The sequence below is a fragment of the Stenotrophomonas sp. a6 genome, assembly GCF_030913325.1.
GTDB lineage: Bacteria > Pseudomonadota > Gammaproteobacteria > Xanthomonadales > Xanthomonadaceae > Stenotrophomonas > Stenotrophomonas maltophilia.
On sequence record NZ_CP133161.1, the window covers coordinates 145,296 to 160,804 of the forward strand.

Consider the following 15,509-nt stretch of genomic DNA (forward strand, 5'->3'; position numbering starts at 1 on the left):
CCGGGGTTTTCTGTGCGCGGCCCATCCACGCATAGCGTGGATCTAGGACGGAACCCGCTTCTGTGGTAGCTGCCAACCTTGGTTGGCGCCCGGTAGCGCCGGGCCATGCCCGGCGGCATTCATCACCGCGCGCGCGGCCGCGCGTTGCTGTTGTCCATGTCCGAGAAGATCACCCACGGCCCATCCCCCTCACGCTTCAGCGTCAGCGTGAACTTGCCGGTATCTCCCACGTTGTTGCCGTAGCTGTACGCACCGATGATGTAGCCCGTATTCCCCTCCACCGCATACGCCAACGCACGCAGCCGCAACGGACTGCTGCCCTGGCCGGCATACGCGGCCTCGATCGCGCTGCGGCCGCGCACCGGCGGCTGGTTGCTCTGCAGCACAAAGCCATCTTCGGCGAACAGCGCAGCCAGTACCTTGGCATCACCGGTGCGCCACGCCTGCTCGTAGTCGCGCAGTACGCGATCCAGTGGTGCGGGCAGGGGGGTATCGGGCAGGCGCGCAGACGTCGTGCCTTCTGCATCGTGGGAAATTGCCGGCGTTGCCAGCAGCAGGGCACTGCAGAAGATCATGGCGAGTGGTCTACGGCGCATGCGTCCGGCTCCAGGCGATGACGGGAAGCTGCGAACGCATCCTAGCGCGGTGCTGGTTAGAATCACGCGGCCGCCGATTCGGCGGATGCAGCGCAGATCAGACAAGGACACGCGATGAAGATGCGAATCACAGGGATGGCGATGATGGCTGCGCTGCTGGCAGCCTGCGGGCAGGCACCGGAGAAGACTGGTGAGACTGCACCTGCTGCGGCGCCAGCGCCGACCACCGAAGCACCGGCCGCCACGGCCACCGTGGTCGAGAAGGAATCCTCCGTCGAAGACGGCGTGGATCCCGCGGTATGGGACAACGAAGGCGAACCGGAAGACCCGGCCGCCGGCGGCGAGCTCACCTGCGCGGACAATCCGCTGGCGACCCACTTCTTTACTCTGGTGGGCGGCAACACCGTGGATGACTGCGGCCGCAAGGACCCGAAGGTGCTGGCCGCGTTCGATGCGCTGATGAAGGGCACGCAGGACGCCGAATCCACCGACAAGGACATTCCGTCGCTGCGCAAGCGCCTGTTGAGCGGACCCAGCGGCCCTGGCGAGCTGCTGGTGCTGCAGGGCGAGCCGTGGTGGTTCTACACCGCCTGCCAGGCCCACGATTGCCCCGGCACCGCGTTGGCGATGTTGTACTCGCCCGATCAGTCGAAGCTGGTCGGCCGTCTTACCGCGCGCTGCCGTGTGTGGTGGCTGGGCGAGCCGACGGCGGAACAGCGTGCGCAGATCGAACAGCGCCAGCCACTGCAGGATGCCGCGTTGAAGGAAGACAGCGCGCTCTGCGAGTGATGTGGCGCGCTCCGCAGCGCCGGGCCGTGCCCGGTGCTGCAGTGAGCGTTGCTCCCCGTATTACCCTTCCGGCCGCATGCGCGCGCTGACCTGTGCGGCCAGCGACAGGCTGGCCATCATCAGGCCCTCCATCACGCGGTCGCCCACGTACTCCTCGTCGGGTCCGTTCTGGCGCACGCGCTCGGCAGCCAGCAGCATTTCCAGCGCCACGCGCAGCCCGGCCAACGCACAGTCCGCGTCGGCCAGCGCCATGCGGCGCCCTGGCATCTGATGACGTTCGGGCCAGGGCTGGCCGTCGGCGGCCGCGCCCTTGCCGATGCGGTCGAGCGTGGCGATGAAACCGTGCGGATCGTGCGGGTGCAGTGCTTCCGAGGGCGCGTCCGCGTTGGCGGGCACGTACTGCGCGCGCAGGCGGGAGGATTCGGGTGTGCTCATGGCAAGGGCTCCGTGCAGGACAGACGGTAACCGCCACATAGAGGTGGCGGGCGGAGACGTGGCTCGAAAACCGGGAGATCACGAACAAGACCGGCAGGCGCAAGGCCTCCACGCTCCGCCCGCCATAGCCGGCAGACGGAATGCCAGCCGGCGCCACGCGGGGTGACGCCGGCTGGCAAGCGCAAACAACGTTCGTGATCTAACGGGTTTTCGAGGCCCGGCCACCCATTTTCCGGCGGCCCACCATCTGTACCGCCGTCGCTGCGCAACGCCAATCAGAAGAGTTGCATTCAACGCTGGATCAAAGACGCTTTTGGCATTTTTGCATGCTGTTAAGCCGTCGCAGACGCAGGCGCCGCAACGTCCGTAGCGGCATGGGGAATATGCGACATGGGTCGAAGTTGATGACGTGGCGTACGGGCACTCCACCAGGCCGATGACGACAGTGTGGGGCGAAGAACGTAAATCGACTTCGGCGCACTCCGGTGTGTCAGTGCTCTTCGCGTCTCTCATACCAGGCTTGAGTACGGTTCACGATCCGCACCACAGACAACATGACCGGCACCTCGATCAGCACACCAACTACCGTCGCCAGCGCAGCCCCCGAATGCACGCCGAACAGCCCCACCGCGGTGGCTACCGCCAGTTCGAAGAAATTGCTGGCACCAATCAACGCCGAAGGGCCGGCCACGCAATGCGCCACGCCCAGGCGACGATTGAGCAGGTAGGCCAGGCCGGAAGTGAAATAGACCTGGATCAGGATCGGCACTGCAATCAGTGCGATCACCAGCGGCTGCTCCACGATCTGTCGGCCCTGGAAGCCGAACAGCAGGACCAGTGTGAGCAGCAGCGCGCACAGCGAGACGGGCCCAAGCTTGCGAAGCACCCGCTGCAATGCCGCCTCGCCACGACGCATCAGTATCCAGCGCCGCAGCAACGCCGCCACCAGCACCGGCACCGCGATGTAGAGGCCCACCGACAGCAGCAGGGTATCCCACGGCACGGTGATCGCCGACAGGCCCAGCAGCAGTGCAACCACCGGCGCGTAGGCAACCACCATGATCGCGTCGTTCAACGCCACCTGGCTCAGGGTGAAGTTGGCATCGCCACGGCACAGGTTGCTCCACACGAACACCATGGCGGTGCAGGGCGCGGCCGCCAGCAGGATCAGCCCGGCGATGTAGCTGTCGATCTGTGCTGCGGGCAACCAGTCGGCGAAGGCATGGCGCAGGAACAGCCAGCCCAGCAGCGCCATTGAGAACGGCTTCACCGCCCAGTTGATGAACAGCGTCACGCCGATGCCCTTCCAGTGCTGCTGCAACTGGCGCATCGCAGTGAAGTCGACCTTCAGCAGCATCGGGATGATCATCAGCCAGATCAGCACCGCAACCGGCAGGTTGACCTTGGCGACCTCTGCGGATGCCAGCGCGGCAAAAGCGCCGGGCAGGAAGTGGCCCAGCAGGGTGCCAGCCGCGATGCACAGCACAACCCACAGCGTCAGGTGTCGCTCGAACAGGCTCATGGCAGTGGCACCGTCACTGCGCGCCGTCGGTCGGCAGCAGCCGGCCGATCCGGTCCAGCGCGTGCTGCAGCGTCGTGCGGTCGGACCACAACGATTCGGGCAGCGCGAGCAATGCACGCAGTCGCAGCTTCACGATGGCATGGGCCTGCGCGAATGCTGCGGCCTTGTCGGCATCGCTACCCGCGACGGCCGCCGGATCGGGCAGGCCCCAGTGGCTGCGGATGAAGTCACCGAACACCACCGGGCAGGCCTCCGCTGCGGCTGAATCGCATACGGTGATCACCAGGTCCATCGGGGCTGCATCCACGAACTCATCCCACGACTTGCTGCGCAGCCCTTCAATGGGCATTCCTTCGGCCTGCAACTGGGCCAGCGCGAAGGGGTTGATCTGGCCAGTGGGCTGGCTGCCCGCACTGAAGGCGGTGAAGCGATCACTGTCCCAGGCACGCAAAGTGGCTTCGGCAAGCACGCTGCGGGCGCTGTTGCCGGTGCAGAGGAAGAGGACATTGCGGGTCATGTGGCTTTCATGGTCAGTGAGCGGTTTGGACATGCAAAGCGCGCTGGCCGGGCAGAGACGAGTGAACTCGGCAGAGCTGCGGATCGCCTCCGCTATCTGCGCGCGATCACATCCGGCATAGCCGTGCCGCGCGAACCACGTGCCTGCCGATGTTGTCAGCAGCACCAGTTCCCTGACCTGCATACGGCAGGCCACCTCTTCGGCCGCTGCCAGCAATGCGCGCCCAAGGCCGGTATTGCGTCGGTCATCAGACACCACCAGGGAGCGGAGCAGCGCCGAGGCGCCGAAAACCTGCAATCCAACGGCGCCCACGGGGACGCCGTCGAGGTCTGCGACGAAAAACACGACCTTGCTGCTTTCCAGATCGGCCACGGGTAACTGCGCCTGCTGCAGAAGGTCCCGGATGGAGGACAGGTCGTCGCGTGTGCCGGCACGAATCACGGGGTCTGGCTTCATCTCAGCACCTGCATGCCGGTTCGCTCACCGCGCACCGCTCGTCCGGCGAGCCCGCGCAGCAGTTGTGCGTCAGGTACTCGATCAAGCCGTTCATGGCATCGAAGTTGGCCCGATAGCAGACATGGCGGCCCTGGCTTTCACTCTCCACCAGCCCGGCCTGCACCAGCTCCTTCAGGTGGAAGCTGAGCGTGGCTGGGGGCACCTGCAGGGCCGTGGCGATGTCGCCCGCCATGCGCCCTGCCGGGCCAGCCTCCACCAGCAGGCGGAAGGCAGCCAGGCGGGTGGCATGACCGAGCGCGGTGAGGGCGGTGATTGCATTTAACGTTTCCATATTTCTAGAATAATCGAATGAATAAGCCAATCACAAGCCCTGATCTGCCCAATCTGGTGGAATCGTCATTGCCCCAGCCCAATCATCACCAGCTCGCCGCGGCAGATCTGGGGCCGCCACGCATCCTCCTGCTCTACGGCTCGCTGCGGCCGCAGTCGTTCAGCCGCAAGCTGGCGCTGGAAGCCGAGCGATTGCTGCGCCATCTGGGGTGCGAAACCCGCATGTTCGATCCGCATGCGCTGCCCATGCTCGACAGCGTGGACACGAGCCACCCTGAAGTGCAGCGGTTGCGTGCGTGGTCGCAGTGGTCGGAAGGCCAGGTCTGGGTCAGCCCCGAGCGGCATGGCACGGTCACCGGCGTGTTCAAGAACCAGATCGACTGGTTGCCGCTGGAAGATGGCAGCGTGCGGCCCACGCAGGGCAGGACGCTGGCGGTGATGCAGGTGAGCGGTGGCTCGCAGTCGTTCAACACCGTCAATACGCTACGCGTGCTCGGCCGGTGGATGCGCATGCTGACCATCCCCAACCAGTCATCGGTGGCCAAGGCCTGGCAGGAATTCGATGACGATGGGCGCATGAAGCCCTCGCCGTACTACGACCGCGTGGTGGATGTGATGGAGGAGCTTGTGAAGTTCACGCTGCTGACGCGAGGGCGGTCGGACTACCTGGTGGACCGCTACAGCGAGCGGAAGGGCGACGCGCATGCCGCGGTATTGGCGCGGGCCGCAGGGGCTGCGGCTTCCTGAATTCCAATCTGCCGACGAGCGTATTACTTGCTTGCGCGCCGCGCGCCCTTCTCGTCTTCGTCCTTCGCATCCCCGCGGCTCTGCGCGAACTCCGGGAAGGTCTTCGCGATCGAATCCTTGTCCGGCAGGATGTAGAACACGCCGCCCTTCTCGAACATGGGCTGCACGATCTGCCCGTAGAACGCGGGCGAGACATTGATGCAACCGTGGGTGACGCGGTTGTCGTCCGGCGTGGGCGATGCCAGTCGTTCGGCACGCTTTTCCTTCGGGCTGCCCGGCGGCAGCGGGTGCATTGAAACCGCGGAATCGTAATCCACCCACAGCACGCGCCCGGCATCGTCGGAGGGGCCGTAGCCACCGATGAAGCGGCCGGCCGGCGTGGTGCGGTCGTGGCCGGGAATCGCACTCAGTGCCAGCTTGGCGACGCCGGGTGCGGAATGATCGCCGATGGCCGAACCGAACAGCGCCGGTGCCGCGCCACGCAGCTTGCCGTCGCCGCTGAAGATCAGAACCTGCGCCGCCGCCTTGTCCATGACTGCGAACGGATAGCCCTGGTTGTCCTTGCTGGCGACGACCCAGCCGGCCAGCTCGATCACCGTTTCGGACACGCTCTGGTCAGCCGGAAGTTCATCAACGGCGGCTACCGGTGATGCAGGTGCGTCCTTGTCCCTGGCGTTGGCTACGCCGCTGCACGCAACGACCAGTGCCATGGCCAGTGCGGCATGGAGGGCGCGGCGTGCAGGGGAGGAGTAGGTACGAATGGGACGGCTCCTTGCAATGCAGTCTTGGGTGGAAGGACGCCAGTGGCCGGCGAAGGCCACTGGTTCCCGATACAGAGATGGATCAATTCAAGCAGTGAGGGAGCGATTACCCGCGCGGCTTGCGGCCGGCCGGTGCCCTTTCAAGCTGCTGCACGCGGCCTTCGATCTGGTCCAGACGCTGGTTGGCCTGCTGTGCGGACTGGTTGGCGGATTCCGCACTCTGCGCAGCACCCTGCACCTTGACGTCGAGCTGATCGAGACGCGAGTTGATGGTTGCAAACTCGTTCTTGTAAGAGGCGCAGGCGCCAAGGCTGACGGTGGCGATGAGCGCTACAGCAAGTGCGCGGGCCGTCTTCATGTGTTGCGGGTTCAGGTTCATTGCACTCCCTCCTTCGTCTGGGGAAGCTGGAATATAGCGGCGTTTGTTCCCGTCGCTACCAAGCGCTTTCAGCTGGAATTTGAGTACGTGGATGGGCTGTGAAGGCCTGTAAATCAACAAACCTTAACAAGCGGGATCAGGCGAGCTGATCTGCGCCGGCCAAGCGCCTTGTGCCTGTTCAATATCACCCATTCACCAGCATGAAGCCGGCATCACGGTATCTGCGCCTGCGCGCTTTCGCCTGCTCCGCACGCAGGTTGCCATCCACTTGCTTCCAGCAGCGCTGCAGCGTTTCCAGGCTGGACATTCAGCAGTTCGGCGATGGCGTTGCGCGTGTCGGGCGCGCGCGCAACGTAGGCATGGGCAATGCGGTAGCCGATCCAGTAGCCGAGATCTCCACGGCGCGCATCGTCGCCGGGGCCGTTGTACAGCCACCTCGAAAGATCGGTGCCCATGCTGTCCTGCAGGAACGCGCGCTCCAGCGCACACTCACGACCCTGCGTCCAACGCTGCAGATGCGCGTTGGCCGGTTGCCCGGAGATCCGTTCGGCCACGTACTCGGCGCCGCCTTCCAGCAGCGTCTGATAGAGCAGGGTGGGCTGCTCGACCTCCACGCGTGCACCAGGCTGTTGCACGTGCACATACTCATGGGCGATCAGATGCACGAAGCGGTCACTCACATCGGCCTGCATCCAGTCGGCGTTGCACAGCGCTTCCAGGCCGATGACCACGCCTGCTTCGGTGGTCACGCCACCACTGTTGCCGCGGCCCACCAGTACGGTGACCGGGGGAAAGCGCGCAGACGGCAACAAGGCGCCCAGCTGATCGACGGCAGCGGCGACGCGCGTGCGGATCGATGGCAATGCTGTCGCGCAGGTTCTCGCTTTCGCAAACAATGCCGGCTTGTCCTGGATGGCCCTGGCCAGCCGCTCCATCGAGCCGATACGGCTTGCGGTGAAACCGTGCAATGCTTTGCTGCCGGGATCCAGGTAGTGGCGTTCCAGATCCTGCGCGCTCGGCCGTCCTTTGCTGGCGTCGAGCACCTGGAAGAAGCGCGCGACATCCTCTGTCTGGATGACCACGTGTTCGACGGCAGGCGCGCGCCCGGCGGCCTGCGCGGGCAGCGCAGAAGCAGGCAGGAGTACGGGCAGCAACATCCGCAGCAATCCGAAGAGGCGGCCAGGAGCAACGTGCGATTCAGCGGATGACGGCTTCATCAGGTTTCCCCAGCCTCATGCACAGACCGTTACGATAGCGCGGCGGTGGCGCGAGGGCGTGCATCGGGACTCCAGTTCCCGGTAATCCCGGTCAAAGGGTATAGGTCATCGACTCGAGCATCAGGCGAATCCCCGCCTCAGCCGCTTCACGATTGGCCTCGACCGTAGTAGCGGAGGCATAGCAGGACCAGCCGCGGCCGCAGCCCCGTATGGCCACCAGTTGCAGCCGATCACGATTCGGATGACCCACGGGGAAACGGTCGTCGCGGAACCGGGTCGCATAGGCCTGGATCGTAGGTGAAAGCTCGAATGCTGAGTAGGTGGGTGCCCCCAACAGCGCCACGTCCGGCTGCGACGCATACTTAGCAGACGCCCACTCCGACAGCGTCGCAGCTTGATCGACGAAGGCAACGTCCACTCTTGATTCAAGCGCGATCTGTCCAGACCGCTCCAGATCGGCTTCGACACGCACGTAGCGGTTGTTCGTCTCGTCGTCGAGTCCGACCCGGGCCACAGACCAGTTTCCCGGCAACTCCAGCCTCAGCCCATCGATGCGATATCTCTTGGGCGAAGCGACATCGGCCTTTGGCGCAGGCTCTGGCGTGTGACTGCTGGCCATGGTAGCCGTTGGCAAGATCAGCGCGATGGCAAGCAACAGGTGGTTCGGGCTACGTTTCATGCAGGTACCGGGGATGGCGTGCGCACAGCACGAGGCGTTCAATCCGCGAACGTGACGGTTTCCATGATCATTCGCATGCCCGCTTCTGCGGCCTTGCGATTTGCGTCCAGCGTCCAGGTGGACGCGTAGCAGTTCCACTGTTGGCCGCACCGCTTGACTGCCAGCACGTGCAGGCGTCGGGCATACGGTTGGTCGTCTTCGAAAACGGTGTGCTGGAACTGCGTGGCATGGGCCTTCAGGCCTGGCGCCAACTGGAAGGGCGTGTACGTGGGCGGTCCGTAGCTCTCGCTCTCGCCCACATCCAGCGAGTACAGGTAGGCGGCCCAATCCGGCAACGTGAGGGTCTCGCTCGTGTGGATCAGAATGACCGCGACATCCAGGTTCAATACTTCGAAACGGTTCTTGTCGGCTTCGATGAACACACGCCGCTGGTTCTCTCCGTCGCCGGGATGGTCTTCCACGACGGTCCAGTTCCCGGGCACCTGCATCTTCAACCCGTCCTTCGTGTAGGTCTTGGGCGACGCAACGTCTGGCGCGGCAGCGGGCTCGACGACGAGGTTCTGCGCAATGGCCGCGACCGGGGCAAGACAGGCGACACAGAGGAGGCTTCCAAGCAGCACAGGGTTCACGGGCGATCTTCGGAGGGGGAAGTGGCCGCGGATGGTAGAGAGGGCGCGTGCGGCCGGCCATGCAAGAAGTTGCAAATTTGAATTGAGGGGACCGTGGTATCGGCACGGCGGTGCTTCAGCCCTTGTGGGGAGAACGGCATAGTTTGTGATGCCTTGTTTCGCAAAGTCTGTGCTGTGTGAGTTAAATGCCGCACACACTATGCCTTCCTTGGCCGGCATAGCGTGTGCACCAACCATAAATGTTTATGTATATCAATGATTTGATCGTCCTTGGCAAGGCACCGTAAACCTGCATAGTTTGTGTCCTTGACCCCGTCTCTCAAGCGACGCTCGAGCGGGAGAACTAGTGCCCGCCGAATCAATCGCCGCAACTCGACAAACTTTCTTCTAACCGCCTGTTTATTAAGCAATTGTCCTGAATTCAATGATTTCGGACGAAATCAGGACAATCTACCTAAAATCAAAGGCTTATCGACTCTTGCGACCTGGGTGGACCAGCGATTTGACCAAGCCGTAGCCAGGAATCCCAGATGAGCTCGGCTACTACGGCTGGAGACGGCGGGCTGGATTTTCCGTGCTCGGTCGAGCCTTCTGGTGCCACCACGGGTGGTGGGCAGTGGCGAGAGGGTGCCGCCATAGTCGCGCCACTACTCTTACAAGCGAGCATCGTGGGGCCAAGGTACGAACGCCAACTGACTGGACACCTGTTGCCAACCAAACTGGACAGTGCCGCCAAATGAACTGGAAAGTAGTGCCAGACTGGACGCTGCGGCCAGATGGCGGATTGGCAGGGAATCGTTCCGAGAACAGCCATTTCTCGGGCAATTGATTGGATTCAAATACGACACGCCAACCACTTGGATGCCAAGCGCCAGACTAAGGCGGCCGCCTCGGCGTGGCCACAGCACGCTGAATCTGTCTTGCGGGCCAGTGCCGGGTTGGTAGGCGGCGCGTGCAATCTCTAACGCCACGCCACGCCACGCCACGCCCTGCCCCGGCGAGCTGCTGCAGAACACCGGCGCGTACGGCTACCGCCTAGCCGCGCTCTCAGTGGATCCGGATAGCCAGCGACGGCCGCTGCGCCCGCCCTTGGCCGCCCCCGCGGGCACAGCACGCTGAATCTGTCTTGTGGGCCTGCGCCGGGTCGATGCGCGGCGTGGCCGCCGGCCGGCATCACCGGCGGCGCCTGTAATCTCTAACGCGAAGTCTTGCCTACACCCTGCACAAGCCGCTACAGCAGGGTCGGCAGGGAATCGGACCGGAAAAAGCCAGAATCGGGACCGCATCTCGTGAGCTCCCAGCGCCAGGCGAGTGGTGTTCACCGCACGTCATCTGAGGAGATGTGCTTCTTGCGGACCCAGCCATCAACGCGTTCGCCATTGCTGTCGTCAAAGGCGACTTGAAGCCATTTGCCCTCATGCGCCATGCACAGGACCAGATCCCCAGGATTCAGGCTATGTATCACCTTCCTTTGGGGGCCTAATTCACGGACCGAGGTAGCAATGCTGACTTCACAGATTCGCCCCACCAAGGGGGCCAATAGCATCGCTGACTGGCGCTGCAGGGCGATACTCTCGCGCTGAAAGTTGGCATTGCGCGCCGCGCTCTGACGTTCGAGCGCGACCAGGTCTGCCAGTGTCGCCTTCGTGGCCTGTGTTGCTGCGATTACTTGCTGGCCTTGCTCCTTGGTCATGGTATCGGGCCCGTCACGCCACTCCCGGTAGTCGTTGATGTAACCGGGGATCTGGGGCAACAACAGAATCAGGGTAAGAACGATGGTCACCCATATCTGAATCTTGGCATCGTGGGACAGCGATGCCCACCATTGTGCGTCGCGGTACGGATCAGCCCTTCTGTAGACGTGCGCTACTACCTCATCGCCAATCAGGAGCCCCGCACTGGCATTGATCGCCTCCACGCTGGGATCGTCTGGCGGCGGGCGTCCACCATCGATCGGCTCTCCCAGTAGTTGACTGATCCGCTCCACCTGCTCCTGCAGGCTCGCCGACGGCATCGTCATCGCCTGCACAAAGCCCGCAAACTTGGCCTGCGGCAGCATTACCTGGAGCAACTGCATGCGGTCGTTCACGTCTTGAAGCCGACTGCTGGCGCGACCTTGCACGCGCAGTGCGGCTGCCAATGGCGCGATGGACTCGATCCTGTCGTAGAAACTCGTTAGCTGACTTCGATGGCTGAGCAGCGACTTCAATCCAGACGGCATAGCCGTTTCGATCGCTTCAGCGATCGTGGTGGACGGCAGCTTCGGCATCATCAATCCGGCGAGTCGCTGGGCTTCGGTTGTGTTGCCATCCAAGATGGCCTGCAAGTAGTTTGGGTTCATTTGCTGCCTGTCCAGTGCCCTAGAAGGTTGGCAGGGAATCGTGCTCTACAGGGTAACGATTTCGTGCCGTGGTATGTACCACGTAATTACGTCGGAGCCGCCAGGCCGACATGAATTAAGGCGGGATAATTTGGAGTTATCTCGCCTGATCCCGCCGGAAGTTCGATCCTACTTAGGTAAGCGGTACAGAGCACCCCGACCTCGACCGCCGTGGGGCGAAAAGCCCGGTTAAGCAGGACTAGGCGGCCGTTATCTGCGTAGAGATGCCCCGCAGAACTTTGACATCACAAGTTAATTCAATGATGTAGCAGGGAAATGCCTGTTGTCGGAAGGATTCCCTGCCAACCGTTGACAGGACGCCGGCGCGCACGATTATCGCTTGGCCGCTCCCAGTCTGGCGCCACTGTCCAGTTCATTTGGCGACGGTGTCCAATTGCTTGGTTGTATGTACCAAGTCCCCTAGCCTTGGCAGTGATGTCCTACTCCACCCACGGCGGGACCTCCGCGAAGATCTATCTGCTCACAACTATCATCTTTCGATGAACTGGCTCCACGATCGTCGGCTGTTCTTAAGTGCTCAGCAATGCTCGGACATCAATGCGTCGCTTGAGAGACTCAATGCTCTGCCGCAGGATGTCGGCGAACTTCGCTTCTTGCGAGATCCGTTCGAGGTTGATCCTGAATTTGATGAAGCGTACGTGCTCGACTGAGATCCGAGCTTTAAACATCAGACAAGCACCGGCGGTCCGTAGCAGGTCAATGGCACGGGAGCGTCCAGGTGGAGAAGCGGGACCGCATCGATCTCCCAGCTCCCATTGGAGCGTCCATCAACAGTGGCTGGATGTATCCATCTAACGGAGGCAGCGAAGTAGCTGCCTCCGTTGACACTCATCACCACTCTCCGGCGGCAAGCTGATGAAGCGGTACATTCAACAGCATTCCCGTTCGCTCCAAGTACTGCTCTCCGACCAGCTGAGGGTGATACTCAACGCCACCGGTGAGCCTGCTCCAGTGCTTGGCCAGCATGTTGCCCACGCCTTCTTCTGTTCCATTGACGATCGCAATCGAGGTGGAGATCGTGATGTCTACGATTTCGAAAGATGAAAGCGTGAGCCAACAATGAAGGTTCATCATCCGGCTAGGGACGCCCTCGGCCAGATAGCGGGCGAGGACCTGTTCGTCTGTGTGGAAGAGCTCCTCATCAGCCACTTTGATCCAGCCGAAGGTTGGAACAGCTTTCACGCCGAACTCCTTCTCAATCAAAGGAGCGGCGGCCAAGTGAACAGCAAAACACTGGCCTACAAGGTCCTTGGCTTCCAAATCGCGCACCAACTCAGAGACCAGTCCGGCCAGCCTGTGGCAGTGTCGGTCTGAGAACTGACGCGGTGAGATATGCCCTAGGACAGGTACCTGCAATTTCAGGCTTGCTGTCTGCTCGCAGGCTGCGGTGTACTCACGTTCGTAGTCGTATGGCATGGTGCTCAAATCGAGTCTTGGACTAGATACATCGGTTAAGTGGAGCCGATCTTTAGTTCGTCGGGCCGTCAAATAACCACGAAATTAACCATTGATGTTTTTGGCCTTACGTCCCCACCAACTCAGTAGGCACCTCGAGAAGGAGAAGTGACTGAGCGGACAGTAGCAGGCATGTGCAGGTTGCTCTAGCGGCTACCGGGTGCTCTTCGGGACAGGAGGGGCAAACACGTTGGCCCGTCCTCGATTCCGCAGCGCGACTGCTGCTTCGGTCTCGCCGAGGGTGTGGATCAGGCAGATTTCCTTCAACGCGTCGATGATCCCTTCAGCTTGCACCGTGACGACCGTCCAGTTCGGTCGGGAAGCTATGCCGGTGACAATGTACCGCAGAGCCTGTTGGTCGTTCGCAGACTCCAGGATCTGCAGCGTCACCAGTATGTCAGCCGCAGGTGGCCAGAGGGTACCAAGGCCCTTCTTCATGGCGCCATCGTGGAGCTTCGAAAGGCTGTGTCGGGCCTTCTTCAAGTCCCCCATAGCGGCGCCACGGGTGCGGAGGTATGCCTTCAGGGCCAGCTCCAGCGCGTGTGCAATCAACATGTACGGGACGACGGACCTACTGTCCTCCTCCATCACTAGGGTGGAGGCCCGTTGGTACTGATGTGCGTAATGCAGCAGGCCGAAGGCGGTCGTTCGTTCCTCGTAGTCCGCAATCTCTTCGGGGGTCTTGGCTGCCATGGCGTCACCTCATGCTCCCGTGATCGCTTCTTCGATCGGTAAGAACTCAATCTTCATAGCTTTGCCCTTGACTGCTTCCCAGAGCTTGGCGCGAGATACTCCTTTCTAATGACGGGCCCCGAGCTTCTTCCGTAAAGCTACTGCGGGCGCAGAAACACACAGCGACCAGCTCGTGCGGGCGTCCAACTATGCCGTTTCCCCCAGCAATGCCATGCAGAGTTCCCTGAACGCCAGCCTTATTTATACACCAGTCAGTTCAATATTCAGGGTTGATTAGACCCCCTAACGGATAATTCACACCTGTCGACCGCCTCCTTTCTCTCCCCCTCCCGGGAGGCGGTCGACGAAACCAAAATAATTAAAGGTGTGTCCCGATGAACAAGAATTCGCTGCTTGCCCTGGGTCTTCTGGCTGCCCTGCCGTTCGCTGCATCGGCAACCGATGGCCTGTCGTACAACTACGTTGAAGGCGGCTACGTGAACACCGATGCCAAGGGCGGCGACGCCGATGGCTGGAAGGTGAAGGGTTCCGTTGCGGTGCACCCGAACTTCCACGTCTTTGGCGACTACAGCGCCCAGGAAACCGACAAGTTCAAGAATGACGTCGACCAGTGGCGCCTGGGTGTCGGCTACAACTACGGCATCGCACCGAACACCGATCTGGTGGCCCGTGTTGCGTACCAGAAGTACGACGAGAAGCGCGGCCTGGACTTCAACGGCTACTCCACTGAAGTGGGCGTGCGCACCGCGTTCAACCCGTACGTGGAAGGCTACGTGATGGCCGGCTACGAAGATTTCAGCAAGAAGCACGGTTACAACCCGGACGGCGAGTTCTACGGCCGTGTCGGCGCCACCGCCAAGTTCAACCAGAACTGGGGCCTGAGCGGCGAAGTGAAGCTGGCCAAGGCTGGCGACCGCGAGTGGTTCGTGGGCCCGCGCTTCACCTGGTAACAAACGCCTGTCGTTAGTGCGTGTTGTGCTGGCGTGTGACTCTCTCTCTCCCACACGCCAACCGAAGCCCGGCCTCGCGCCGGGCTTCACTTTTATGGGCCCTGTAGCGCGACAATGCGGCATGGGCGACTCTTCCCCCCTCGCAGGTACTGGCACGGCCTACCAGGAGCATCCGGCGCCTGCGCCGCTGCGCGGCCACTTTGGCCAGCTGTGGCAGAGCCAGCTTCCTGCCGATGCCGATGGGCACATCACCGTACTGCCCGATGGCTGCGTGGATATCCTCTGGCGCGACGATGGGTTGTTCGTGGTCGGCCCGGACCGCGTGGCCGCGCACCCGGCGCTGGCACCCGGTGCGCAGGTGCTGGGGGCACGCTTTCGTCCCGGCCAGGCATTGGCCGCGCTGGGCCTGCCCCTGGCCGAGATCATCGGCCAGGCCGTGCCACTGGCCGATCTGAAGGGCGCGTGGGCGAGCAAGGCGGCGGCCTCCATTGGTGACACCGCGCCTGCACAGCGCCTGCAGCGGATGGCGCACTGCCTGCAACAGCATATGGGTGCGTCCGCGCTCGATACCCCGGCGCAGCGTGCACATGCCCTGTTCCAGGCGCTCGCCATTGGTGACGCCACGCTGGATACGCTGGCGGCACGCCTGAGCCTGAGTCCGCGCAGCCTGCGGCGCTTCAGCCAGTCGCAGTTCGGCTACGGCACCAAGACGCTGGAGCGGATCCTGCGCCTGCAACGTTTTCTTCGCCACAGCCGCGCGCTGCCGCAGCACTCGCTGGCGATGCTGGCCGCCGAGGCCGGCTATGCCGACCAGGCCCATCTCAGTCGCGAGGCGCGTGAGCTGGGTGGCATGACCGCACGCGAACTGCGTCTGGAGTGGGGCCAATGATGGCCGTTTCGTTCAAGACCTCGATACCGCGCTGATTGAAGCTGGGGCTCCCACCACGGAGCCA

General features: G+C 62.7%; 18 protein-coding genes and 1 pseudogene. 5 read left to right on the top strand and 14 right to left on the bottom strand.

Annotated elements, in window-relative coordinates; all coding sequences use genetic code 11:
* Positions 1-122: 122 nt before the first annotated feature.
* Positions 123-575 carry a nuclear transport factor 2 family protein gene (locus Q9Q79_RS00640; RefSeq protein ID WP_100443440.1) on the bottom strand — a complete coding sequence of 151 codons (453 nt, stop codon included), beginning with the start codon at positions 573-575 and terminating at the stop codon, positions 123-125.
* A 135-nt stretch (positions 576-710) separates the two neighbouring features.
* Here Q9Q79_RS00640 and Q9Q79_RS00645 point away from each other — a divergent pair, with 135 nt between their 5' ends.
* The gene (locus Q9Q79_RS00645; protein ID WP_100443441.1) at positions 711-1,385 is read left to right on the top strand and encodes an Ivy family c-type lysozyme inhibitor; all 675 of its coding nucleotides are present in this window, start codon (positions 711-713) and stop codon (positions 1,383-1,385) included.
* 60 nt (positions 1,386-1,445) lie between these two features.
* On the opposite strand, the gene Q9Q79_RS00650 is transcribed toward Q9Q79_RS00645, so the two are convergent.
* The 5 genes and pseudogenes from Q9Q79_RS00650 to Q9Q79_RS00670 form a co-directional block, all read right to left on the bottom strand.
* A complete protein-coding gene (locus tag Q9Q79_RS00650; protein WP_100443442.1) occupies positions 1,446-1,820 on the bottom strand; it encodes a hypothetical protein in 375 nt (124 codons plus the stop codon).
* A 490-nt stretch (positions 1,821-2,310) separates the two neighbouring features.
* Positions 2,311-3,342: an ACR3 family arsenite efflux transporter gene (gene arsB, locus Q9Q79_RS00655; protein ID WP_010487158.1), complete on the bottom strand. Its 1,032-nt coding sequence runs from the start codon at positions 3,340-3,342 to the stop codon at positions 2,311-2,313.
* A gap of 13 nt (positions 3,343-3,355) precedes the next feature.
* Complete coding sequence (locus tag Q9Q79_RS00660) at positions 3,356-3,859, bottom strand: arsenate reductase ArsC (protein WP_138970100.1); 504 nt, start codon at positions 3,857-3,859, stop codon at positions 3,356-3,358.
* A gap of 84 nt (positions 3,860-3,943) precedes the next feature.
* Positions 3,944-4,315 (bottom strand): annotated as a pseudogene (locus Q9Q79_RS00665) (GNAT family N-acetyltransferase); the annotation flags it as partial.
* A 1-nt stretch (position 4,316) separates the two neighbouring features.
* Entirely contained in the window at positions 4,317-4,646 is a 330-nt protein-coding gene (locus Q9Q79_RS00670) for a metalloregulator ArsR/SmtB family transcription factor (protein WP_010487154.1), read from the bottom strand.
* 17 nt (positions 4,647-4,663) lie between these two features.
* Between Q9Q79_RS00670 and arsH the strand changes: the two genes are divergently transcribed.
* Positions 4,664-5,392 carry an arsenical resistance protein ArsH gene (gene arsH / locus Q9Q79_RS00675; RefSeq protein WP_029380128.1) on the top strand — a complete coding sequence of 243 codons (729 nt, stop codon included), beginning with the start codon at positions 4,664-4,666 and terminating at the stop codon, positions 5,390-5,392.
* 23 nt (positions 5,393-5,415) lie between these two features.
* On the opposite strand, the gene Q9Q79_RS00680 is transcribed toward arsH, so the two are convergent.
* The 6 genes from Q9Q79_RS00680 to Q9Q79_RS00705 form a co-directional block, all read right to left on the bottom strand.
* Positions 5,416-6,102, bottom strand: a complete 687-nt coding sequence (locus Q9Q79_RS00680) for a hypothetical protein (RefSeq protein WP_043034949.1) — start codon at positions 6,100-6,102, stop codon at positions 5,416-5,418.
* Between the two features lie 157 nt (positions 6,103-6,259).
* A complete protein-coding gene (locus Q9Q79_RS00685; RefSeq protein WP_010487149.1) occupies positions 6,260-6,532 on the bottom strand; it encodes a hypothetical protein in 273 nt (90 codons plus the stop codon).
* A 212-nt stretch (positions 6,533-6,744) separates the two neighbouring features.
* The gene (locus Q9Q79_RS00690; protein WP_236672501.1) at positions 6,745-7,695 is read right to left on the bottom strand and encodes a DUF2268 domain-containing putative Zn-dependent protease; all 951 of its coding nucleotides are present in this window, start codon (positions 7,693-7,695) and stop codon (positions 6,745-6,747) included.
* A 145-nt stretch (positions 7,696-7,840) separates the two neighbouring features.
* A complete protein-coding gene (locus Q9Q79_RS00695; RefSeq protein WP_201862184.1) occupies positions 7,841-8,428 on the bottom strand; it encodes a hypothetical protein in 588 nt (195 codons plus the stop codon).
* Between the two features lie 38 nt (positions 8,429-8,466).
* Entirely contained in the window at positions 8,467-9,057 is a 591-nt protein-coding gene (locus tag Q9Q79_RS00700; protein ID WP_201862183.1) for a hypothetical protein, read from the bottom strand.
* A gap of 1,318 nt (positions 9,058-10,375) precedes the next feature.
* Complete coding sequence (locus Q9Q79_RS00705) at positions 10,376-11,398, bottom strand: hypothetical protein (RefSeq protein WP_201862182.1); 1,023 nt, start codon at positions 11,396-11,398, stop codon at positions 10,376-10,378.
* Positions 11,399-11,937: 539 nt separating this feature from the next.
* On the opposite strand from Q9Q79_RS00705, the gene Q9Q79_RS00710 reads away from it, so the two are divergent.
* Positions 11,938-12,108, top strand: a complete 171-nt coding sequence (locus tag Q9Q79_RS00710; RefSeq protein ID WP_201862181.1) for a hypothetical protein — start codon at positions 11,938-11,940, stop codon at positions 12,106-12,108.
* 181 nt (positions 12,109-12,289) lie between these two features.
* Here the strand turns inward: Q9Q79_RS00710 and Q9Q79_RS00715 are convergent, their stop codons facing one another.
* Both Q9Q79_RS00715 and Q9Q79_RS00720 read right to left on the bottom strand, forming a co-directional pair.
* Positions 12,290-12,874: a hypothetical protein gene (locus Q9Q79_RS00715; RefSeq protein ID WP_201862179.1), complete on the bottom strand. Its 585-nt coding sequence runs from the start codon at positions 12,872-12,874 to the stop codon at positions 12,290-12,292.
* 192 nt (positions 12,875-13,066) lie between these two features.
* Positions 13,067-13,606 carry a hypothetical protein gene (locus Q9Q79_RS00720; RefSeq protein ID WP_201862177.1) on the bottom strand — a complete coding sequence of 180 codons (540 nt, stop codon included), beginning with the start codon at positions 13,604-13,606 and terminating at the stop codon, positions 13,067-13,069.
* Between the two features lie 374 nt (positions 13,607-13,980).
* Between Q9Q79_RS00720 and Q9Q79_RS00725 the strand changes: the two genes are divergently transcribed.
* Together Q9Q79_RS00725 and Q9Q79_RS00730 are read left to right on the top strand one after the other, a co-directional pair.
* Complete coding sequence (locus Q9Q79_RS00725; RefSeq protein ID WP_004134798.1) at positions 13,981-14,556, top strand: Ax21 family protein; 576 nt, start codon at positions 13,981-13,983, stop codon at positions 14,554-14,556.
* A gap of 121 nt (positions 14,557-14,677) precedes the next feature.
* Positions 14,678-15,445 (top strand): DUF6597 domain-containing transcriptional factor, encoded by a 768-nt coding sequence (locus tag Q9Q79_RS00730; protein WP_201862176.1) that lies wholly within the window; start codon positions 14,678-14,680, stop codon positions 15,443-15,445.
* Positions 15,446-15,509 lie beyond the last annotated feature (64 nt).